23 protein-coding genes are annotated in these 22,545 nt (G+C 40.7%); 2 read left to right on the top strand and 21 right to left on the bottom strand.

What is annotated here, in order from left to right:
• Positions 1–10: 10 nt before the first annotated feature.
• From AAFN64_RS05135 to def, 5 genes are all read right to left on the bottom strand, one after another.
• A complete protein-coding gene (locus AAFN64_RS05135) occupies positions 11–1,147 on the bottom strand; it encodes a hypothetical protein (RefSeq protein ID WP_347759491.1) in 1,137 nt (378 codons plus the stop codon).
• 18 nt (positions 1,148–1,165) lie between these two features.
• A complete protein-coding gene (locus tag AAFN64_RS05130; protein WP_347759490.1) occupies positions 1,166–1,483 on the bottom strand; it encodes an antibiotic biosynthesis monooxygenase in 318 nt (105 codons plus the stop codon).
• Between the two features lies 1 nt (position 1,484).
• A complete protein-coding gene (mazG, locus tag AAFN64_RS05125; RefSeq protein ID WP_347759489.1) occupies positions 1,485–2,258 on the bottom strand; it encodes a nucleoside triphosphate pyrophosphohydrolase in 774 nt (257 codons plus the stop codon).
• A gap of 70 nt (positions 2,259–2,328) precedes the next feature.
• Entirely contained in the window at positions 2,329–2,757 is a 429-nt protein-coding gene (locus AAFN64_RS05120) for a DUF5606 domain-containing protein (RefSeq protein WP_300486623.1), read from the bottom strand.
• A 56-nt stretch (positions 2,758–2,813) separates the two neighbouring features.
• Positions 2,814–3,401 carry a peptide deformylase gene (def, locus tag AAFN64_RS05115; protein ID WP_300486620.1) on the bottom strand — a complete coding sequence of 196 codons (588 nt, stop codon included), beginning with the start codon at positions 3,399–3,401 and terminating at the stop codon, positions 2,814–2,816.
• Positions 3,402–3,599: 198 nt separating this feature from the next.
• On the opposite strand from def, the gene AAFN64_RS05110 reads away from it, so the two are divergent.
• Positions 3,600–5,816, top strand: a complete 2,217-nt coding sequence (locus AAFN64_RS05110; RefSeq protein ID WP_347759488.1) for an FUSC family membrane protein — start codon at positions 3,600–3,602, stop codon at positions 5,814–5,816.
• A 106-nt stretch (positions 5,817–5,922) separates the two neighbouring features.
• Here the strand turns inward: AAFN64_RS05110 and AAFN64_RS05105 are convergent, their stop codons facing one another.
• The 16 genes from AAFN64_RS05105 to AAFN64_RS05030 form a co-directional block, all read right to left on the bottom strand.
• Positions 5,923–7,419, bottom strand: coding sequence for a malate:quinone oxidoreductase (locus tag AAFN64_RS05105; RefSeq protein WP_347759487.1), 1,497 nt, complete (start codon positions 7,417–7,419; stop codon positions 5,923–5,925).
• Between the two features lie 105 nt (positions 7,420–7,524).
• Entirely contained in the window at positions 7,525–7,941 is a 417-nt protein-coding gene (ruvX, locus tag AAFN64_RS05100) for a Holliday junction resolvase RuvX (RefSeq protein WP_347759486.1), read from the bottom strand.
• A gap of 9 nt (positions 7,942–7,950) precedes the next feature.
• On the bottom strand, positions 7,951–8,694 hold the full coding sequence (locus AAFN64_RS05095; RefSeq protein ID WP_347759485.1) for a class I SAM-dependent methyltransferase: 744 nt from the start codon (positions 8,692–8,694) through the stop codon (positions 7,951–7,953).
• 105 nt (positions 8,695–8,799) lie between these two features.
• Positions 8,800–9,126, bottom strand: a complete 327-nt coding sequence (locus tag AAFN64_RS05090; RefSeq protein ID WP_300486603.1) for a multidrug efflux SMR transporter — start codon at positions 9,124–9,126, stop codon at positions 8,800–8,802.
• Between the two features lie 68 nt (positions 9,127–9,194).
• A complete protein-coding gene (locus tag AAFN64_RS05085) occupies positions 9,195–9,758 on the bottom strand; it encodes a Crp/Fnr family transcriptional regulator (RefSeq protein ID WP_300486600.1) in 564 nt (187 codons plus the stop codon).
• Between the two features lie 3 nt (positions 9,759–9,761).
• Positions 9,762–10,202 carry a hypothetical protein gene (locus AAFN64_RS05080; RefSeq protein ID WP_347759484.1) on the bottom strand — a complete coding sequence of 147 codons (441 nt, stop codon included), beginning with the start codon at positions 10,200–10,202 and terminating at the stop codon, positions 9,762–9,764.
• Between the two features lie 86 nt (positions 10,203–10,288).
• A complete protein-coding gene (locus AAFN64_RS05075; RefSeq protein WP_347759483.1) occupies positions 10,289–11,467 on the bottom strand; it encodes an AIR synthase related protein in 1,179 nt (392 codons plus the stop codon).
• An 83-nt stretch (positions 11,468–11,550) separates the two neighbouring features.
• Positions 11,551–12,378, bottom strand: coding sequence for an OmpA family protein (locus tag AAFN64_RS05070; protein ID WP_300486592.1), 828 nt, complete (start codon positions 12,376–12,378; stop codon positions 11,551–11,553).
• A 138-nt stretch (positions 12,379–12,516) separates the two neighbouring features.
• Positions 12,517–14,004, bottom strand: coding sequence for a carboxypeptidase regulatory-like domain-containing protein (locus AAFN64_RS05065; RefSeq protein ID WP_300486590.1), 1,488 nt, complete (start codon positions 14,002–14,004; stop codon positions 12,517–12,519).
• Between the two features lie 11 nt (positions 14,005–14,015).
• Positions 14,016–15,452, bottom strand: coding sequence for a CsgG/HfaB family protein (locus tag AAFN64_RS05060; RefSeq protein WP_300486587.1), 1,437 nt, complete (start codon positions 15,450–15,452; stop codon positions 14,016–14,018).
• A gap of 1 nt (position 15,453) precedes the next feature.
• Complete coding sequence (locus AAFN64_RS05055; RefSeq protein WP_300486584.1) at positions 15,454–15,906, bottom strand: curli production assembly/transport component CsgF; 453 nt, start codon at positions 15,904–15,906, stop codon at positions 15,454–15,456.
• Positions 15,907–15,922: 16 nt separating this feature from the next.
• The gene (locus tag AAFN64_RS05050) at positions 15,923–16,639 is read right to left on the bottom strand and encodes a CsgE family curli-type amyloid fiber assembly protein (protein WP_347759482.1); all 717 of its coding nucleotides are present in this window, start codon (positions 16,637–16,639) and stop codon (positions 15,923–15,925) included.
• A 10-nt stretch (positions 16,640–16,649) separates the two neighbouring features.
• On the bottom strand, positions 16,650–17,132 hold the full coding sequence (locus tag AAFN64_RS05045; protein ID WP_347759481.1) for a hypothetical protein: 483 nt from the start codon (positions 17,130–17,132) through the stop codon (positions 16,650–16,652).
• Positions 17,133–17,198: 66 nt separating this feature from the next.
• Positions 17,199–18,017, bottom strand: coding sequence for a hypothetical protein (locus tag AAFN64_RS05040; RefSeq protein ID WP_347759480.1), 819 nt, complete (start codon positions 18,015–18,017; stop codon positions 17,199–17,201).
• A 305-nt stretch (positions 18,018–18,322) separates the two neighbouring features.
• Positions 18,323–20,512, bottom strand: a complete 2,190-nt coding sequence (locus tag AAFN64_RS05035) for a glutamine synthetase III (RefSeq protein WP_347759479.1) — start codon at positions 20,510–20,512, stop codon at positions 18,323–18,325.
• Positions 20,513–20,713: 201 nt separating this feature from the next.
• Positions 20,714–21,235, bottom strand: coding sequence for a hypothetical protein (locus AAFN64_RS05030; protein WP_300486570.1), 522 nt, complete (start codon positions 21,233–21,235; stop codon positions 20,714–20,716).
• Positions 21,236–21,470: 235 nt separating this feature from the next.
• On the opposite strand from AAFN64_RS05030, the gene AAFN64_RS05025 reads away from it, so the two are divergent.
• Positions 21,471–22,541 carry an endonuclease gene (locus AAFN64_RS05025; protein WP_347759478.1) on the top strand — a complete coding sequence of 357 codons (1,071 nt, stop codon included), beginning with the start codon at positions 21,471–21,473 and terminating at the stop codon, positions 22,539–22,541.
• Positions 22,542–22,545 lie beyond the last annotated feature (4 nt).

Below are 22,545 nucleotides of genomic sequence, written 5' to 3'. Positions count from 1 at the left end.
TATTCTCTTTCTATTTCCGTTTATAATCGAACGTTGACGGGAATTTACGGGTTACGATATTCGGTTCGGACAGTATCTTTTTTTCATATTTCGGACTGATCTGTTTGTCCATATAGGTCTCCTCTTTAAACTTTTTATGTTCAATAATAGCCGATACTTTTACATTCACATCGATAGGCTGTACGTAGTTGTCATTTTTCAGCATCACATAGAATTTCCCCTGTAACATTCCCAGTTCGGTAAAGCGTTTCGATGTTGCAATTCCTTTTCCGAAATCGTAGGATTTAATCGGTTTCCCCTGAAGGTATAACTTTTTGTTCTCTTCGTTTACCAAAGCATATTCCACATCTTCCCCAATAGACGGCAACGCCAGGTTGGTTACCGCTCCGGCCGCAAGTCCACCTAACGGACTGGTAAAAATCGTTGTCGCGCCCTGAACAGCCCCTACGATAACCTTACGGTTTTGTTGCCAATAATCATTGCTTTCTTTTCCAACGCCAACCCAATACGCCCAAGCCACTACTTTTTTGGTTTCATCTGCCGTAATGGTATTCCCCGGTAGTGCAAAAAAGATCCCCGATTGACTCGGATCCAGGCTTGTTTTAGCACTCACCCGCTGACTTTTGTCAACCACCATTTCCTCGTATTTCTTTTCGAAAGTAACTACCTTTCTGGTTTTACGAACATATAACGTATCATAACCCACCACAACTTCTTTGGTAAACGAATTCCAGGTCGTGTCCTGTTCCGTTACCCATTTGACCGTCGTATTGAAATTCCGGTTTTCTTCAGTAGCCGGTATACGTTGTATCAATACCGAAAGTTGTTTGGGTTCCTTATCGGTATTTTTAAAAAGGAATTTATAAACCCCTTTATGATTCACCACAATGGCCTGTTTTTTTACTTTTTTGACATCCATCGCTTTAAATTTCAGGATGTCCGGAAATTCCGAAACCGATACTTCGTTTAGCTTTTTTCCATTTTCCTCTTCAAAAGTGAGCAAAATCTGATCACCTTCGGCAAAACCGTATACCAATTCTTCTGTTGTGCCGGGTTTTACCTGTATGGCGATTTCGGCAACTGTACTATTTTTTTGTGCAAAAAGAACGTTAACTGTCAATAAAAACAGTAGGGTAATTTTATTCATCTGTTCGTTTGTTATCTTTTATTTTTCAAAACCATAATCGCTTTCCACTTTGGCAATACGCACTTTAAAAACGCGATACCAGTCGGTACGTCCTTTTTCGCGGGCAATGGTATGTTCGACATTTTTTTTCCAGTGGGTAATTGCTTCCAAATCGGACCAGTAGGAAACCGTAATACCAATCGCATTCCGAGCCGATTCCACTCCTAGAAAACCGGGTTGCTGTTTGGCAAGTTCGACCATACGATCGGCTGTTAGGCCATAATCGTCGTCAATTTCCGTTCGTTCGGATGTAAAGATCACCGCATAATACGGTGGTTCCGGTGTTTGTGCGATCATTTTAGTGTTTTTTAGCTTCTTCCCAGAAAACATCCATTTCGGCCAGGGTCATATCCGCCAGTGGTTTTCCCATTTCGGCGGCTTTACTTTCGAGATACTGAAAGCGTTTGATAAACTTTTTATTGGTTCGCTCCAAAGCATCTTCCGGGTTTACATTTAGAAAACGAGCATAGTTGATCATCGAAAACAATACGTCTCCAAACTCGGCTTCCACCTTATCCTGATCCCCTCTTTGGACTTCAACCTGTAATTCTTCCAGTTCCTCCTGAACCTTATCCCATACCTGATGCGGTTCTTCCCAGTCGAAACCGACTCCTTTTACCTTATCCTGAATCCGACTGGCTTTTACCAATGCCGGCAGACTTTTAGGTACGCCTTCCAAAACGGATTTCTTACCTTCTTTGAGTTTTAATTTTTCCCAATTCTGTTTGACCTGTTCTTCGTTTTCTACGACCGTATCACCATAGATATGCGGATGTCTATCAATGAGCTTGTCACAGATTGAATTGGCTACATCGCCGATATCGAATGCCTCTTTTTCACTTCCGATTTTAGCATAGAAAACGATATGCAACAAGACATCGCCCAGTTCTTTTTTGATTTCGTCCAGATCGTTATCCAGAATCGCATCGCCCAGTTCATAAACTTCTTCAATCGTAAGATGGCGAAGGCTTTCCAGCGTTTGCTTTTTATCCCAGGGACATTTTGCCCGTAGGTCTTCCATAATATCGAGTAAGCGATTAAAAGCGTCCAGTTGCTGCTGTCGTGTATTCATAGGTTCAGAATTTGTGTAAAAATAAGAAATCCCGCCCGAAGGCAGGATTATTTTACAAGTGTTTCAGCAATTATTCTTCAGTAGCTGTTTCTGTTTCAGCTGCTTCGGCCGGTGCTTCTTTCGACACCAATCCGTTAGCCTGTAACATGTTGTACCAGTTCAATACTTTTTTAATATCGGAAGCATATACTCTGTCTTCGTCAAATTCCGGTAATACTTCTCTGAAATAGGTTTCCAATGTTGCGTTATCTTCTTTGTGTGAAATCGCAGGTCCGTTGTCTTCTTTTTCAGCAATTGCTCTGAAAACTTCTGCCAAACGGATTTCTCCATCATAGGTATAGATTGAAATTTCAGACAGTAAACTTACATTACTACGTAAACCAACCGTGATTTTTTTACCGTCTAATAATGATTCGGCTACAAATCCGGTTCTGGTTTGTAATTTTAATGCGTATAAACCTGGTTTTCCTGAAATTGCTAATATTCTTTCGATGCTCATTTTTCTATTTTTTTAAAGGATGACAAATATCTAATCTTTGAATTGAAAAACAAAAATTATCGCCCTTTTTTGGCAATAAATTTCATTTTATAATCCGGACGCGTTTTGCCTTCCATAATGTTTTGTAATTTTTTTGAAATTAATCTTTTTTTCAAGGACGAAATTTTGTCCGTAAACAATATTCCTTCGATATGATCGTATTCGTGTTGGATTACTCTGGCAATCAATCCGTCGTAAACATCGGTATGCTTGTTAAAGTCCTCGTCGTAATATTCGATTGTGATCTGTTCTTTACGGAATACATCTTCCCGAACATCCGGAATACTCAAACAACCTTCGTTGAATCCCCACTCTTCGCCTTCTTCTTTTAGAATTTTGGCATTGATAAACGTTTTGCGGAAGTTTTTTAACAGTTCCTGTTCTTCCTGCGTCAGATCTTCACTATCGCTAAACGGTTCACAATCGATGATAAAGATGCGAATCGGCATTCCTACCTGCGGCGCGGCCAAACCAACACCATAGGCATTATACATCGTATCGTACATGTTTGCTATCGTTTCTTTCAATTTCGGGTAATCCTGCGTCACTTCATCACATACTTTGCGCAGTACGGGATCCCCATATCCGATAATAGGTAAAATCATTATTCTTATTTTAAAGGATTTACGTGGATTAAAAGCAAAAATCATACCCTTAATCCGTGCGCAAAAGTAATGATTTTTTACAGATTCCGATACCGATTCTCCGGATTTGACTTTTTTTAAACATTTTTATGCAAAATCATTCTTAATTTTATGCTTACTTTTTTTACATTTTCTACCTTTGTTTTTAACACTGTGACAATGCTATATCAAATTAGAAAATTCATCGACAGTACCAACTTCACGAATGCTTTTAAAGTTACCCTTGCCGCTGTAATTCCATTTATCGTTTTTGCCCGACTGGATTATTCCAGCATTGGCTTTACCGTTGCATTGGGAACGATTATGGCTTTTCCGAGCGATATTCACGGGAATCTGAAACACAAAATAAACGGTTTGCTGGTTGCGGTTTTCCTCGGTGCGGCCTGTACCTTATTGATCAGCGCCTGTAGTCACCATCCCTGGGTTTTATATCCGGTAATGGGTATTACGTTGTTTTTCCTTTCGATGTTGTCGGCCTACGGACAACGGGCAAATCTGGTTTCGTTTTCCGGACTTATTGCCATCGCGCTGGCTTTTAGTCACGATTATAAAGGTTGGGATTTGATCATGCATAGTGTATGGATTGCCGTTGGCGGTCTTTTTTATATCCTGATTTCACTGCTTTTCTATTTTATCCGTCCGAAACGCTATGTCGAATTACAAACCGTAGATTGCATCCGACTCACGTCCAAATACCTGAAATTGAGAGGTGATCTTTGGAATATCGACGCGAATAAATCCAAAATCATCGAAAAGCAATTGCACTTACAGGTCGAAATTAATGCGATTCACGAGAACCTGCGCGAGTTTTTAATCCGAAACAACAGCTCGTCCAACTCGAACCATAACCGTAAGATGCTGATCGTTTTTACCACGATGGTCGATATTCTGGAACTGGCTTTATCGACAGCATTCGATTACGATAAATTACATAAAAAGTTTGCCGAACATCAGAAAGTACTGGCAACCTATCAGAATCTGGCATATAATCTTGCCGCCAGTCTGAAGAAAATTGCCCGAAGTATCGAAAAAGGCACCAAATATACATCCCGACATTCGTTACTGGAAGATCTGGAAGCCTTACAAAGAGTTATCGCGGCCTACGAACAAAACGTAGGCAAAGTCGAAGCTTATGAAGGCGTACTGATGCTTAACAATATGTTGCATTATGCCGAACGTCAGATTGAAAAAATCAAGGTATTGGAACGTGTTTTTTCCGATTCCATCAACCTTCAGGATTATAAAAACAGAAATAAGGACATTGAAAAATTCCTGACACCACAAAATTACCGTTGGAATACATTGGTCGAAAACCTGAGTTTTTCCTCTACTTTTTTCCGCCATTCCCTACGGATGACAATTACGTTGTTATTGGGATATATCATCGGACAGTTTTTACCGTTCCAGAATCCGTATTGGATTCTGTTAACGATTGTCGTGATCATGCGTCCGGGTTACGGGCTTACCAAACAGCGTTCGATCGAACGGATATTGGGAACCGTTTTAGGAGGTATTATCGCTTTCGGTTTTCTGTATATCACCAACAATCATACGATTTTAGGCGTTTTATGCGTGATTTCGATGCTTTTGGGCTTTACGTTTTCAAATACCAATTATAAGATTGGAGCAACTTTTGTTACGATTTATGTGATTTTTATTTACGGGATATTAACCCCAAATGTAAACGAAGTAATTCAATACCGTATTCTCGATACACTTGTAGGTGCGGTACTTTCCTTTACGGCAAGTTACCTGTTATGGCCTTCCTGGGAATTTCTAAACGTACGGACTTTCCTTGAAAAAGCGATTGCCGCCAACCGGGAATATCTACTGGAAATCAGTGTTTTTTACAATAAAAAAGGCGAGGTAACCACGTCGTATAAACTGGCGCGGAAACATGCTTTTATCGAAATCGGGAACCTGATGGCTTCGTTTCAGCGTATGATTCAGGAACCGAAATCCAAACAACGTCAGAAGTCGCAGGTTTTTAAACTGGCGGTACTCAACCATACCTTATTATCGTCACTGGCATCGATAGGTACTTATGTCCAATCCCATAAAACCACCAAGGCTTCGGAAGCTTTTAATATCGTGGTCAATACCGTGGTTCGAAATCTTGATCAGGCGATTGCCGTATTGAATAATACGAAAAGTGATTTGCTTTCGGAAGAAGAACGCACCAAACTGGAAGTCAGTTTCTCAGAATTAAAGAGCATTCGGGCCAAAGAACTCCATGAAGATCTGGAAAATGATGTCGATTTTAAACTAAAACTGGAAGAAGCGCAATTGGTCATCGAACAGTTAATCTGGCTGACCAACCTTTCGGAAAATATTTTAAAAGCTACTATTGCTTTAAAAAACAAAAATGCTGAATAGAAGTTAGACCTGACAGGTTTTAAAAACCTGTCAGGTCTGGCATCCCAACAAAAAAGCGGCATGTTATAACATGTCGCTTTTTTATTCGTTTATTTTAAACTATAATCTAGTTTTCCAGTTTTAATACTTTAGCCGTATGGGCACGTAATGTATCGGCCAATTCCGGTTGATCATTTAATAAAGTACCGTAAGAAGGAATCATTTCTTTTAGCTTGGATTGCCATTCCGGAGTTGCCAATTGTTCCGGGAAACAACGTCCTAGCAAATCCAACATGATCGAAACAGTAGTCGAAGCACCCGGAGAAGCACCCAGCAATACCGCCAGTGTACCGTCGGCTGCATTCACTACTTCGGTTCCGAATTCCAAGACACCTCTTCCCTCTTTGTCTTTTTTAATTACCTGTACACGCTGACCGGCATTTTCCAATACCCAGTCTTCTTTTTTCGCATCCGGTAAATATTCTTTTAACGCTTTTAAACGGTCTTCCGAAGACTGAAACACTTGATCAATTAAATATTTTGTCAACGGAATATTTTTAATACCGGCTGAAAGCATCGGTTTGATATTGTTTAATTTGATGGATTGCGCCAAATCGAAATATGATCCGTTTTTCAGGAACTTAGTCGAAAATCCGGCATAAGGTCCGAATAACAGGGCTTTTTTACCATCGATCATACGGGTATCGATATGCGGAACCGACATTGGCGGTGCTCCAACCGATGCTTTTCCGTATACCTTTGCCTGGTGTTTTTCGATGATTTCAGGATTCACACATTTTAACCATTGTCCGCTTACCGGGAATCCGCCAAAACCGTTTCCTTCCGGGATATTCGCTTTTTCCAGTAATAATAACGATCCCCCGCCGGCTCCGATAAAAACGAATTTTGCTTTTACCCGTTTTTTCTGTCCGTTGGTTTCGTCTTTTACTTTTACTTTCCAGCTTCCATCCTCGTACTTTTTAAGGTCTTTTACGTCGTGGACAAAGTGCATTTTTACACCGTCCTGTTTTTGTAGATGATTAAAAATACTACGGGTTAACGCTCCAAAGTTCACATCGGTACCGATTTTCATCGAAGTCGCCGCCAGTTTTTTAGTTCCTTTACGGCCTTCCATGATCAACGGAGCCCATTCGCGAATCTGGTTCTGGTCTTCCGTATATTCCATTCCTTTAAAAAGATGGTATTTTTGTAGTTCCTCAAATCGTTTTTTAAGGTACTTTACATTTTTATCTCCCCAAACAAAGCTCATATGCGGTACACTTCTGATAAAACTTTCCGGATTATCCAGTAATCCCTGTTCTACCAGATAGGCCCAGAATTGTCGGGAAACTTCAAAGGATTCCACGATTTTTACGGCTTTTTTGGTTTCTACGGAACCGTCTTCCAGTTCCGGTGTGTAGTTCAATTCACAAAACGCTGAGTGCCCTGTTCCGGCATTGTTCCAGGCATCCGAACTTTCGGCAGCCGCAACATCTAAACGTTCAAAGATTTCAATTTTTAAGTTTGGTTGTAGTTCTTTTAGTAGTAGTCCTAATGTTGCGCTCATTATTCCTGCTCCAATTAAGACCACATCGGCCTCAGTTTTTTGTATTGTAGTAGTCATCGCAGTATTTTAAAGTGCAAAGTTACTTTAGAAAGTTTGAAAAACTATCACTTTTTCCCAACCTTTACAATGCAAAATGCACTTTTAGTAAATTATAGTTTTTTTCTAAATCATTTTTCGAGTTAGATAATCCCGAAGCATAATTGTTGCAGAAATCTCATCAATAAGGGCTTTATTTTGCCGTTGTTTCTTTTTTAATCCACTATCGATCATGGTCTGAAAAGCCATTTTTGACGTAAAACGTTCGTCCACCCGCTCCACTTTCATGTCGGGAAAAGCCGCTTTAAACCGGGCTACAAAAGCTTCGATTATCGGTGTACTTTCAGACGGCTGACCGTTCATTTGTAAGGGTTCGCCAATCAGTACTTTTAACACATCTTCTTTTTCAAAATACGTTTTTAAAAACGCAATTACCTCTTCCGAAGGAACGGTTGTAAGTCCCGATGCGATAATCTGCAATTCGTCGGTTACCGCTATTCCGGTTCGCTTTTGTCCGTAATCTATGGCTATTATTCTCGGCATAACTAGTCGTTAAAGTGTTTTCTGTAATTTTCCTATCCGCAAAAGTAGTGGAAATGTTACTTTTTTATCGCTTTCTTTCCAGGATGTTTTCAGCTCTTTCCGGATAAGCTCCAACGGGTCGGTCTGATTTTGTTTTTTATAATGCTGTACCGCCGACCAGGTGCCCAAATAGCCCAACAATTGCTCGTAATCCCATTCGTAATGGTTTTCGAACGATCTGGTTTTGATTTCTTCATACGGGAATGGAATCGTTTTATAATTCTCGTCGATATAACGTCTTTCCTTATCCCAGTATTCGCCTAAAATTTCTTTATATAGTTTTTTAATAATAGCGTCGGTTTTCGGGTTTGTTTTTAGCAATCCGTAACCCAACACTACAAAAACCCCATCGTTTTTCAGGATTCTATAAATTTCTTTGTTAAACGTATTAAAATCAAACCAGTGTATCGCCTGCGCTACCGCAATCAGATCAAATTGTTTGTCGGTAAAATCGGTTTTTTCAGACGGTTGTAGGCTATAGGTGATATTGGCTGCTTTTTCGGCATTTTCAATTTGTTGTGCGCTGATATCGGTCGCATACACCTGATCAAAATATAAGGCTAACTTCCGGGCCAACTGACCGTTTCCCGTAGCCATGTCCAACGCCTGTTCCGTACGTGGCGCCAACGATACTATATAGTCGATAATTTCTTGTGGATATCCCGGTCTGAAAACAGCATATTCTGCTGCTATTTTCGAAAAATTGTCTTTCATCTCTTCTTTTTTAAGCACTATAAAACCTAGTGCTATACAAAGTTACTTCCAACAACGTGAAATTAAAGGGAAGACGGCTTTAAATATTTCTTAAAGTTTTCGATTTTAGTGGGATACGTATTTTAATCCGATGATTGAGGCAATCAGGGTAACAATAAAGAACATTCTCCAAAAATCGGCCGGTTCTTTAAAAATAATGATACCGACCAATACGGTACCAACCGCACCAATTCCAGTCCACACGGCATAGGCTGTACCAATTGGTAAGGTTTGTGTTGCTTTGATCAATAACAACATACTAATGGTTAGACAGATAAAAAATCCCGAATACCACATAATGGATTCATTTCCGGTGGTTTCTTTGGCTTTTCCAAGACAAGAAGCGAATCCTACTTCAAACAGTCCGGCGATAACAATTAAAATCCAGTTCATATACTTTACTTTTAGACCGCAAAATTCTGTCTTTTTAGTCGGTTATTTTTTAACAAATGATAAAAAAGCTACCGAATTTCGGCTCGAATCCGACTTAAGGTGACCTGAGTTACGCCCAAATAGGACGCAATATGTCCCAAGGATACCCGGTTTAATAACTCCGGATCGCCTTTTATCAATTCTTCATAACGTTCTAAAGCCGATTTAAACTGACGGGAAATGAGTCGTTCTTCTGTTTTAACCAGTTCGTATTCGCTGAGTTTTCGCCCCCAATTGGCGATATGGATATCTTCTTCGTACAAAGCTTTTAACTCGGATGCCTTAATATGGTACAATTCGGCATTTTCGAGCAATTCTATTGTTTCGTATCCTGTTTTTCCAAAGATATAGCTGTTAAACGACAGTACAACCCCTCCTTCCCGACCAAACCAAAAGGTTACTTCGGTATCGCTGGTATAACAAAATGCCCGCGCCATTCCTTTTTTGATAAAATAAATATCGTTTTCGATTTTATTGCTTTCAATCAGATAATGCCCTTTTGGATAGGCAACTTCCGACAATCGGTCGAGGATTTTTTGCAGGGATTTTTCCGGCAGCGGATGGATGGATTGTACAATCTCTGTGGCTGTCATCGCCTATTTTGATTTGAATTTCCAGTCGAATTCGTCCTTATCGTTGATAATCGCACCCACCTCAACACGGATAACTTTTCCAAATTCCGATTGTAAAATCAGCCAGTTGCTTTCGTTGAATATGTTATCCACCGTATCAAATGTTTCGGTTTCCCAATCTTTGATTCCTTTGGCCTGAATTTCGTCCTGTACCGTTTTGGTAGCTCTGCCGATCAGTTTGTTTTCAAATAATTCCAATTCGGGATGCGATCCGATAATATAGCCCAGTTTCATGTCTTCATCTTCATAAAACGTAAGACGCATATAATTGGCGTTATACAGGTAAATGATGTTGTTGTCATCGTCTTTATACTGACGATCCGGTTTGCCATAAACCGCTTCCACATCTTTTTGTTTCATTCCGAAAACCAGTTCGGCTATTCCTGTTTTTAAGTTGATTTTCATAGTCAATTTGTTTCCTCAAAGATATTTCTTTTAGCGGTATTCCTTATAAAAAAATCCCTCATTTGAGGGATTCTTTTGGTATTTTATTAATATTCGAATTGTCCGTATTCGCTGTTTATCGTTAGCTTTTTGGTTTCGGATGCTGTTACGCGTCCTACTATTTGCGCTTCAATATTAAACGATTTGGAAATCGCAATGATGTCTTCGGCAATTTCGGCCGGCACGTATAATTCCATACGGTGACCGCAATTAAACACCTGGTACATTTCTTTCCAATCGGTTTTGGATTGCTCCTGAATCAATTGAAATAAAGGCGGTACCGGGAACAGATTGTCTTTTATAATGTGTAGGTTTTCTACAAAATGTAAGATTTTGGTTTGTGCGCCACCACTACAATGTACCATTCCGTGGATTTGATCTGCCTTATATTTTTCCAGTATTTTTTTGATCACCGGTGCGTAGGTACGCGTAGGCGATAAAACCAGTTTTCCGGCATCGATCGGTGCGTTTTCAACCGCATCCGTTAGTTTCACATTTCCGGAATACACCAAATCTGCCGGTACGGAAGCATCAAAACTTTCCGGGTATTTTTGCGCCAGATAGTTATGGAATACGTCATGACGAGCCGATGTTAGTCCATTACTTCCCATTCCGCCATTGTATTCGGTTTCGTACGTTGCCTGTCCAAAAGAAGCCAAACCTACAATTACGTCACCGGCTTTAATATTGGCATTATCGATCACATCGGCGCGTTTCATTCGTGCCGTTACGGTCGAATCGACAATCAGGGTACGTACCAAATCGCCTACATCGGCGGTTTCGCCTCCGGTGGAATGAATGGTTACGCCAAACGATTTTAATTCGGTGATCAGTTCTTCTGTTCCGTTGATAATGGCCGAAATTACGTCGCCCGGAATCAGGTTTTTGTTTCGTCCGATGGTAGACGACAACATAATGTTATCGACCGCTCCCACACATAACAGGTCGTCGATATTCATAATCAAAGCATCTTGCGCAATGCCTTTCCAAACCGACATATCACCGGTTTCTTTCCAGTATAAATACGCTAATGAGGATTTTGTACCGGCACCGTCGGCATGCATGATCAAGCAATAATCGTCGTCATTGGTCAGGTAATCGGGTACTATTTTGCAGAATGCTTTCGGGAAGAGCCCTTTATCAATGTTTTTAATGGCATTATGCACATCTTCTTTGGCGGCAGAAACGCCTCTTAAACTGTAACGTTTACTCGTATCAGAACTCATGTATTTTTTGTGTGTGTTGTTGTTCCGCAAAGATACTCTAAAATGTGGAATTTGAAAAAAATGCGGATTTGAAAATATTCCGCTTAGTTTTCTATGATTTCAATTTCCACTCTTCTGTTGGCCGCACGTTCTTCTTCATTTTTTTCCGGTAGTGGATTGATCGGTTGCGTACTTCCGAATCCTTTAAAGGTCGCCCGGCTTTTGTCGATTCCGTGTGCTTCTAAAAACATTCGGATGGCTTTGGCGCGTTTGGTCGACAAATCGGCCCGATCGTTTGGCATACAGCAGATATGTCCCTGAATCTGGATTTTTAGTTTCGGATTCTTCTTCATGATCTCCAGTAACTCAAACATTTTCGGTCGGGATTCGGGTAAAATAGCAAAGGTATTTTCGTAAAAATTAAGATTCTCCAGTTTTAGTTTATCTCCTACTGCGGCACGTTGTACCTGTAATTCCAGTGATGCATCCAATGGTAATCCGACTCTTTGCACTTGCGTAACCGGTTTAATCCCTAATATTTCATTTTCCCGCGACAGGTCTTTTGCCAGGATATAATGGATGGTTACTTTCCGGTTTTCGGCTTTGATTTTAGATTGTTTGTGACTTTCTCCGAAACTGCGGGTTTTAAAATCGTCCCGGGTTTTCACTTTTTCTTTTACCAGATCATAAATATAGGACACCCGTTTCTGAGCCAGCGTATCGTTATAGGCCGTGGTTCCATCTTCGTCTGTAAATCCGTTAATCGCGACGATTTTGGATGTGGCATTTTGTTGCATCCAGCTTTCCAGTCGGAGCATTTCTTTTTTATTTGGTTCGTGTTTGTTGCTTTCGAAATAGACAACAAATGATTCCTGTGCCGATGCGCTAAACGCAGCCGTAAGGAAAAGAAAAAGGGCTAAAAACGTTTTCATTTCAGTAGTTTACTGTAACGAATTAACGATATTCCGGTGAATTTTAAAAGTATTCCGATGTTTTATTCGCGAAAATAATAAAGGCGCATCCCGAATGTTCAAGAGACACGCCTTTACCAAAAAGAAAGAGGTGGACGTTTATTTCCAGTCGGGCATCACACCGTTGCTAAACAGTGTTGTCCGGGAATTCGATGTTCCCATCGTATATTTTGTAATCGTGCGCGGCGATACGCCATCGTTGGACGTACTCACAAAGATCAACTCGGCTTCATTTGGTGAAAAGCGCACATCAAGATCGTTGTATCCGGCCGGACGTTGCACTGCGACTTCGGTGGTTGCATTGGTTGTAAAATCGTACATAAATATTCGGTTGTCCAATTGGCGGTAATCGCTGCTTTGGTAGCCGGAAACGTCTCTGGTAAATACCAGTTTGGTATTATTTACCGACAAATGCAAGCCTCCGGCGGCACCATTAACGCCGGATAACACATTTGCCACGACATTTCCGGACATATCAATCACATAAATTTCAACATTATAACCGCTAAGATCATTCACTTTAAGCGCAATACGATTGCCGTCGTAACTCCAGTCACATTCCGATATAAATTTCCCATTCGGTGTTTGGTATAATTGGATTAAACCACTTCCGTCTGCGTTAATTCGGTATAATTTATCGAAATTGGAGTAAATCAGCTGACTACCATTGGCGCGCCAGCAATAATTATAATAATCCAGATTAAATCCAGCCACCGGTACATTGCTCGTTACTTTAAATTCACTGGAACCGTCGGGTCGCATCGTATAAATATGCCCTTGTCCGCCGGTGGTTCTGATAAAGGCTATTTTGTTGGCCTGTGTATTTTTGCGTGGTCGGAAGCTATTGGTTGCATCCGAAGTGATTTGCAATTCATTTCCGGAATCATCGGCTGTAAAAATTACATTGTTATCGCCAGCTTTCCGCACAAAAAGATAACGGGCATTCGGAAACATCAGGGTTCGGAAGGAACTTGTAAGACTATTCACATCCGCATTAATACCATCGTTTGCCGTAACCTGCCAGTAATATTTGGTGCTATAATTCAGGTTCGTCAGCGTAAAACTGGTCGTCGTGATAGCATCATACGTCACGACATTATTATTGGTATCATTTCGCAAGGTAACTTTGTAGGTGATCGCATCCTGTTCCGGATCGGTACACGTCCATTTAAGCGTCACTTCCAGCGACTGATCCAATGCATTATCGGTTGGTGTGGTCAAAACCGGAACCGTTGGCGGCAAATTGGCCTGCTGTTGTTTAACCAGTTCAAAGACCATCTCGGTGGTTCCGCCGGTATTGACGTGTACGGCTTCAAATTTGGCAATATAGCCGTCTTTTCGGGCTTCGAACGAATAATCGCCTTCGTTAACCTGCGTCACGGTATAATAACCCGACGAATCGGTAAAAACCGTACTGGTACTTGGACTGGACGATACCCGGGCGTTGGGAATGGGTGTAAAAGTTTCCGATTCGACCACTCTTCCCTTGACAATTCCCTGTCCTTTTTCAATAAATTCTTCCTGACTGCAGGACCATGCGATCCCAAAAAGCATTAGCAACAGTCCTATTCTGATTACTATTTTCATATCCCTTTCTTTTAGTTTTCCGGAAAGCCGTTGGTATAACCTGTAGCGCGTTTACTTTCTTCTACATGTTTTTTAATTGCTTTATTGGGATACTTTTGTTTTGGAAAATAATAGGTAATCCCGGCTCCAAAACGCCAATAATAATCGTCTCTTTTTCCCATCACCAGATAATCGACTTTATCCGAAAAGGTAATATTGTTTTCGCCGTATAGTTTTATACCGAAGTTATCCGTCAGCAGATACTCCACGCCCAGTCCAAACTGTATTTTCGTATGCAGGTTTTCGTAGGCACTATTGATTCCCATTCCACCGCCGCCGTAGATATAGGGCGTACACCGGTCGTAGGGTAAAACCAATAACTCGAAATTCAGATCACCGATGAGATAGCCCACATCGAGGTAGTTTTTATTCCCAAACCACGACGGACTTAAGGTCGCACTCAGGTTAAAATTCGGCCAGAAAAAATATTTTAATCCACCGCGGATCATCGGTTTTAACTCGGCATTCGGATAATCGCCGTTGATCAAAGTTGTTCCGCCTCCGATTTCAACGCCATAACGCGCCCGACGTTCCGTGAAATGCCGACCGTATAATGCGGAGACATCGGCTTCCTGTTTTTCCGCATCATAATTATTGATCAACTCGGTTAACTTTGCAATGGGTGCTTTGGCTTCCCAGATATTATCGCGGATTCCTTCGATAATAAGTCCTTCCACTCCTTTTTCGATGGCTTCGGTAATCGCCATCTGGATCGGTTCATTTTTGGTAAATCCGGTTTCCACTTCCAACAATCGTTTAAAATCGACATAGCGGAACAGACTTGCATCTACCGATTGCGACAGGATTGTTTTCGAAACATAAATCGTTTTCAATATTTTCCCGTTTGAAGTCGACACCAGACGTAGGTAAATCGTAATCCGATCCTGTTTGTAACGGGTCGATCCGCCTGCGCCAAAATAACGGGCGCCATAGCCACCGGTAATGATATTCGAATCGTATGAAATCACGCCGCCTTCCAATAATACACCGGCATACAGCAAAGGTGCCAATTGCATTTCGGGCGCATTCTGATCTTTGTTGTATTCCTGTCGGGTAGAACGGATAATATTGCGTTCGTTCATCAGGTTTGCCAGATTTTCCCTTTCAATGGGCGTAAACCATTTGGAGTCTTCCAATGCTTTTATCAGGATAGAGGTCGCGCCCTGCGTAACAGCCGTACTAAAAGTACTTCCCGTTTCGGTGGGTTTGTATTGTCCGGTTTGGTCTCTAAATTTATAGACTCCGATCACTACCGGTTCCTTAGGAGGCGGTAGCGATTTTAAGGCACTGGTCGACGGGGTTGGCTCACCGATGGCGGCTTTTTCGACGCCAACCGGTTGGTTAAAATAGGCGCCGCAACCCGATAAGGTTAGTACCAGTAATAACGAAAGTAATGGTGCTCTTTTCATATTAATTCCCTGGAATGATTACTTGAGTTTGTTCACCGGTTGTGATATCGAGTATGTTCACGACGACACCGAGATTAGACGGGTATATTTCGACCGAAAGGCTTCCAAAAACATAGGTTCCCTGCTGAAGTCCGCCGGTTCCTGTGCCCGTTCCCGTTCCCGTACCTCCTGTTGTGGTACCGTCGCCATATTGTTGCTGAAATAGTGAACGCGATATATAGTTTAACAACTGGTTGTTTAAATTTTCTTTGAATCGTTCCAATTCTGTCTGCGGTTTGTACAAATCGCTTGTCGGTTCTTTAAACTTGTTCTGCGAATCGGCAGAATTGAGTAACCACTGGTAATTAAAGGTGTCGCCTCCAAAGGCCGGATTTATCGGTTTGTAAACCAGATCCTGTGCCGTTGCATAGACTCCGGAAAGCGTCATCATCACTAAAAAAACGATTGTTTTCATACTGCAAAAGCTAGAATTAATACTGTGTTATATATTGTTTTTGTTTTTCGACATCCTGAAAATATTTGATCAGTTTTGCGATGGAATCCTCGGCCATATAGAGCAGGAAATCCTCATCGGGTCGCGAAACAAATTCGTTTATCAAATCATTATCAATGACCACCCGGATTCGGGTAGTGCGTCCGAAACTAAGTTCTTCTTCTACTTTTACGATTTTACGGGCATTGAGTTTTTTTTCCTGATATTTCCCGTAGAAATAGTCGTAGAATTCCTTTCCGAACTTGGTCTTGGTTTCGTCCGATACAATTCCCATCAGTTCCAGTCCATCGGCAGGTTGTTCGGCTTTATCGGTTTCGCCTACCACGATACGGTCTTTTCCGATAATCTTATCGTTTTCATCATAGATGAGTAACAACAGAATGGTTTCGTCTTCTTTGGAAATGTTGACCTGGGTTTTGGACAGTACTTTTTTTTCGTTTGGCGCCAGAGTAAACCGGCCGTCCTGCGAATTGTTCGAAAGGTTTTTACTTCTTTTATTCTTTTTGATGACCGTTAGTTTGTAACGCAAACTTTTGTGTATTTCCGTTACATTTTCGGCCGTTCCGGTAACCGACAGCATATTTTCTAATTCGGAAGTTTCGATTTTGGCTTTAACCTCTTTGTTCATAATCTGAGTATAACCGGAAAATGAAAAGGCAAACAGTAGTACTAAAAGTGGGTAGATTGGTTTCATGATGGCGCTGTTATCGGTTTAAGATAAGTATGGATCCGGAATTCCCTCTTTGGATGATTTTCATGTCATCGGATATCGAATTCGATCCGTAGCTGGTATAATTCAAATTGTTTCCGTATTGGAGTATCTGATTGTTGCTCGCGCTATACGGATTGGCGGAAAAGTCATTGATCTTGTTGTTGTTTCCTTTCTGAATCAATGACTGATTGATCTCCCTGGCATTTTTATACAGATCCAGGTTATTTTGATTGCCCAACTGCTTTACATCGATGTTGGATTGTTGGGCTTTAACGGCTATGTTGGTATAATTCTGATAACCTATCTGCTGAATCGTTACCGTATTATTTCCAGCAACATTTTTTTCTTTTTGAGCCTTTTGTACGGCTTCCTGCTGCTTTTGCAGTCCGAATTGTTTAAAATCCTGCTCGTCCTGTGCCTGAAGGTTACAGGAAAACAAAACCATCAGCAATCCGTATGTTACCGTCTTTTTCATGGCATTGTTATTTAGGAGGAAAAAGGAGAGATCGCTTTGCAGTTACCTCTCCTCTTTTCTATGGGATTAATTTGATTGGTTTACTAAAGATACGTTAGCAATACCAGCCTGGTTTACAAAACTCATTTGTCCTAAACCGGTTTGATTGGTCCAGGCAAAGTTTAACGCACCATCCTGATTAATTAAAGATAGGTTGGCGTCGCCGGCCTGAGTGGTTATTGCCATATTATAGAATCCGTCCTGAGTGTGAACCGCCATATTATCGTCGCCTAACTGGAATTGGTAAGATTGGTTACCGGTTCCGGTTTGGAAAGCAATAGCCGTATTATCCTCACCCACTTGCATTTGTGTTGAATGGTTTCCGGTTCCGGCCTGAACAGCCAAAGCGGTGTTATCTACTCCAAACTGGGTCTGATCGGCTACATTGGCAGTACCTACCTGAATCACAGCCGCGTCGTTTCCAGCTCCAACCTGTAATACATTAGCGTCATTGAGCGTTCCAACTTGCATTACGGAAGCATCGTTTCCAATTCCGATTTGTTGAATATCAGAACTATTGGCAATACCGATTTGCGTTACAGTAGCATCGTTAAAAGCGCCCAACTGATAAACGGATGATTGGTTAAAAATACCCCATTGTGTTACACTGGCGTCATTTCCCCATCCTACCTGATCGACATCGGAACCATTTAAAATTCCCAATTGATGTACATCAGAATTGTTGAAAAATCCCAACTGATCTACATCGGAAATATTCAAAAGTCCAGCCTGGTTTACATTCGACATGTTTCCGATTCCGGTCTGGCTTACAGTGCTTAAATTAAATTGGGCAAATGCCCCTGCGGTTAACAGCATCGCGGAGATGCCAAAAATCACTTTTTTCATAATAAAAATATTTAATTGGTTAAAATTTCATTTCTATTATGAGGAAGCAATACGATACGTGGGTATCCTTTATGTCGGTTGCGACATGTGGAAATGTTGTTTTGAAAGTCCGGAAAATTGTGGTTATTTTCCATTTCAAAGATAGCCATTTTATATTTTGCTAAAAGACAGCCATTTGACTTTATTCGTAAAAACACCCGATTTTCTATAAGCGGAATAAAAAACCGGATAAAAAGCACTGTTTTTTAACAAAATAAGCCTCCGTTTCCGGAGGCTTATTTTTACTAATATATTGATTTCTAACCTTATTTGGTGAAAAGTAACTCCCTATATTTGGTTAGTGTCCAAATCTCATTGTCGACCAAAAGTTCCAGTTTGTCACTGTGATAACGGATCACATCAAAATATGGTTTTACTTTTTCGCAATACGCCTCAGCCTGTTTTTCTACTTCCAACAGTTCGTTGGCGTTTTTGCGCTCTTCGGTCATTTCTTCCACTTTGGCATTGATTGCTGCAATGTGCTCTGAAATTTCTTTGATCAAGCCAATTTGCTCGCGTCCGATAGTTTCAAATTCTTTTCCAAAAATCTCTTTTAATCCTTTTACGTTTTCGATCAAAGTGTTCTGATAACGGATCGCTGTAGGGATTACGTGGTTACGGGCAATGTCACCTAAAACACGTCCTTCGATCTGGATCTTTTTTACATATTCTTCCAATTCGATTTCGTAACGGGCTTCCATTTCCACATGATTCATAACGCCCATTTCTTCAAATAACGCCAATGCCGCTTTGGATACTTTCGCTTTTAAAGCTTTTGGAGTTGTTTTATGGTTACTTAGTCCTCTTTTGGCCGCTTCCTGTTCCCAGGCTTCGCTATAACCGTCACCTTCGAAAAGGATTTTTTTGAATTGTTTGATGTACTCTCTCAATACGTTGAAGATCGCATCATCTTTTTTCATTTCTTTATTTTCGATCAGGTTATCCACCTCGATTTTAAAGTCTTTTAACTGTTTGGCCACGATGGTGTTTAAAATCGTCATCGAGTTGGCACAGTTTGCCGATGATCCTACCGCACGGAATTCGAATTTGTTTCCGGTAAATGCAAACGGTGAGGTTCTGTTTCGGTCGGTATTATCCAAAAATACATCCGGTAATTTCCCAACTACGTTTAATTTCAAATCGGTTTTTTCTTCCGGTGATAGTTTTCCTTTTGAAACACCTTCCAACTCTTCCAATACTTTTGTCAGTTGCTGACCAATGAATACCGAAATAATAGCCGGTGGCGCTTCATTCGCACCTAAACGATGATCATTACTTGCAGAAGCAATCGAAGCCCGTACCAATTCTTCATTATTATAAACCGCTTTGATGGTATTGATAAAGAAGGTCAGGAATTGTAAATTGCTCATTGGCGTTTTGCTCGGACTTAACAGATTCACTCCGGTATCGGTTGCCAAAGACCAGTTGTTGTGTTTTCCGGATCCGTTTACACCTTTAAATGGTTTTTCGTGGAATAACACTTTAAAATAATGACGCTCTGCTACTTTTTGCATTACATCCATCAATAACGAGTTATGATCAACCGCTAAATTGGTTTCCTCGAAAATTGGCGCCAGCTCAAACTGGTTTGGAGCCACTTCGTTGTGACGTGTTTTTACCGGGATTCCCAATAACATACATTCGTTTTCCAAATCCCTCATATAGTTTAATACACGGGTTGGTATCGATCCGAAGTAATGGTCTTCCAATTGTTGTCCTTTGGCCGATGTATGGCCTAATAAAGTTCTTCCGGTTGCCAGAATGTCGGGTCTTGAAGCCGCCAAAGCACTGTCAACCAAAAAATATTCCTGTTCCCAACCTAAAGTTGGTGTTACTTTTTTAACGTTTTTATCGAAATAACGCGCCACGTCTGTAGCTGCCTGATCAATAGCATGTAAGGCACGTAATAAAGGCGTTTTATAATCCAGTGCTTCTCCGGTATACGAAATAAATACGGTTGGAATACATAGTGTTGTTCCGAAGATAAAAGCCGGTGATGTTGGATCCCAGGCTGTATACCCTCTGGCTTCAAAGGTATTTCGGATTCCTCCGTTCGGAAAACTGGACGCATCCGGTTCCTGTTGTACCAACTGACTTCCTCCGAATTTTTCTACCGGGTCGCTTCCGTCAAACGACGTTTCGAAAAAAGCATCGTGCTTTTCGGCTGTCGTTCCTGTTAACGGCTGAAACCAGTGTGTGTAGTGTGTTACTCCTTTTGATAACGCCCACTCTTTCATTCCCAATGCGATATAATCGGCCAATCTTCTGTCGATTTTTGTTCCGTGCTGGACTGCATTTTTTACCGCCTGATACGCTTCGCTGGTCAGAAACTGACGCATCGCCTTATCATTAAATACATTACTTCCAAAAATCAGTGATTTTTTCTCCAGTTCTTCTACCGCTACCGGTTTTCTACTGCTTGCCTCTTTTAAAGCCTGAAAACGAAATGTTGACATAAAAGTTGTGTTGTTTGTTTGTATTAGTTGTTTTACCCTGCAAATTTATATTATTTTTTAATTCAAAAACAAATCACCCCCTATTTTTTTAGGGGTGTATTCAAAAATAAATACATTTTTTAACAACAAACCCCTGTAAAAAACAATTTTAAAAACAAAAAAAGGAGTCGTTTGACTCCTTTTTTATATACTATAATATATTTATTCTAATACTTTCACTTTTGAATCATCAATATTATACGCTTTGATCACCGCATTATAATCGGAGTAATCAACTGTTTTCCCTCCTTTATTAGCAAAATAACCCGGAACAATTACCACACGGAATGTCTGATTGGTAAGATAAGCCGGAGTTAACGATAAATCATAATTTCCGCCGGCATAGATATTAAAGTCCGTTCTGGTAAAATCAAAGTCATAATCCAATTCTCCCTGCGGCAGGTATAAGGTTCTTGGAATCTGTTGCCAGATTGGTGTCGTGGAATTAACGGTACCATTCATACGATAAATCAACATTACATCCGATTGGTACATTCCTGGTATTTGTCGGTAAAAAACATAGCCATCCGTACTGTTATAACTAAAACTAACATTCTGAAATTCATAAACGGCACTAATCGTATCACCCGGAGGTCCTGTAGGTCCTTGTGGCCCTTCCGGCCCTTCACATCCCTGAATTACAAAAGCGGCTACAACGGTTAAAAGTAGAATTATCTTTTTCATATTTATTTTGGTTTTATAGATTATAACAAATATAAGACAATAATCAGGCCAAAAATTATCGCCACGTTATCATGTGCCTTTATTCCTATAAATATTTCCAGAATTATCAAATATGTATACTAATAATTTAAAGCCCAATCATTTAACTTCTTATTATTTTAAAAAACTTTAACAGTTAAAATTCTTTTCGCTCCCGGATAAACAACTTACATTTGCCGTCCAAAATTAATCCACTATGACAAAAATTTACCTATCTGCATTTTTAATGTCGGTAGTAACCTCGTTTGCCCAGATTCCTCAAGGGTATTACAATTCCGCCACCGGAACGGGTTATACACTAAAAACGCAGTTGTACAACATCATTAAAGGACATAGCGCCAAAAGTTATAATGCGCTTTACACCTGTTACCAGACATCCGATCGCGATTATTTTTATGAAAACGACGGTACTATTCTGGATATCTATTCTGAAAAACCGGATGGCCCGGATTTTTACAATTATTCTGCGACTGTTACTGGTGACCGTTGTGGAAACTATGCCAATGAAGGTGATTGTTTTAACCGCGAGCACTTAATGCCACAAAGTGTTTTTAACGAAGCTTCGCCAATGGTATCGGATGCACACCATATTTTACCGACCGATGGAAAAGTAAACGGTATGCGTAGCAATTATCCATTTGGAATAGTAAGCAACCCGACCTGGACGTCTAGAAACGGTTCGAAATTAGGAAATAATACTACCTCTGGATATTCCGGAAAAGCCTTTGAACCGATCGACGAGTTTAAAGGAGATGTAGCCCGTTGTTTGTTGTATTTCGTAACCCGTTATGAAGATAAAGTAGCCACCTGGAATCATGCGATGCTTAACAACACCAGCAATCAGGCACTGAGTAACTGGTTTAAAAATATATTATTAACCTGGCACAATCAGGATCCGGTAAGTCCGCGTGAAATTGCCCGTAACAATGCGATTTATGCTTTTCAGGGCAATCGTAACCCTTATATTGATCATCCAGAATATGTAGCAATGATCTGGGGTCAGGCACTGGCTACCGATACTTTCGATGCATTGGCCGCAGTTACGGTATATCCGAATCCGTCGAATACCAACCGTATTGCTATTCAATCGGAAAAAGCATTGGACGAAATCACACTGATTACCCTTAACGGACAAGTACTACAACAAATCAAAAATCCTACCGGAAACCAAGGCACCTATACCTTGGAAAACTTACCACAAGGATTCTACTTTGTAAAAATGGCTGCCGAAAATCAGTCTACTACCAGAAAAGTGATCATCAACTAATACA

It is taken from the genome of Flavobacterium sp. CAU 1735 (genome assembly GCF_039888695.1).
GTDB lineage: Bacteria > Bacteroidota > Bacteroidia > Flavobacteriales > Flavobacteriaceae > Flavobacterium.
Note: the sequence above shows the minus strand (reverse complement) of the source record. Positions and strands in the feature narration are given on the sequence as shown.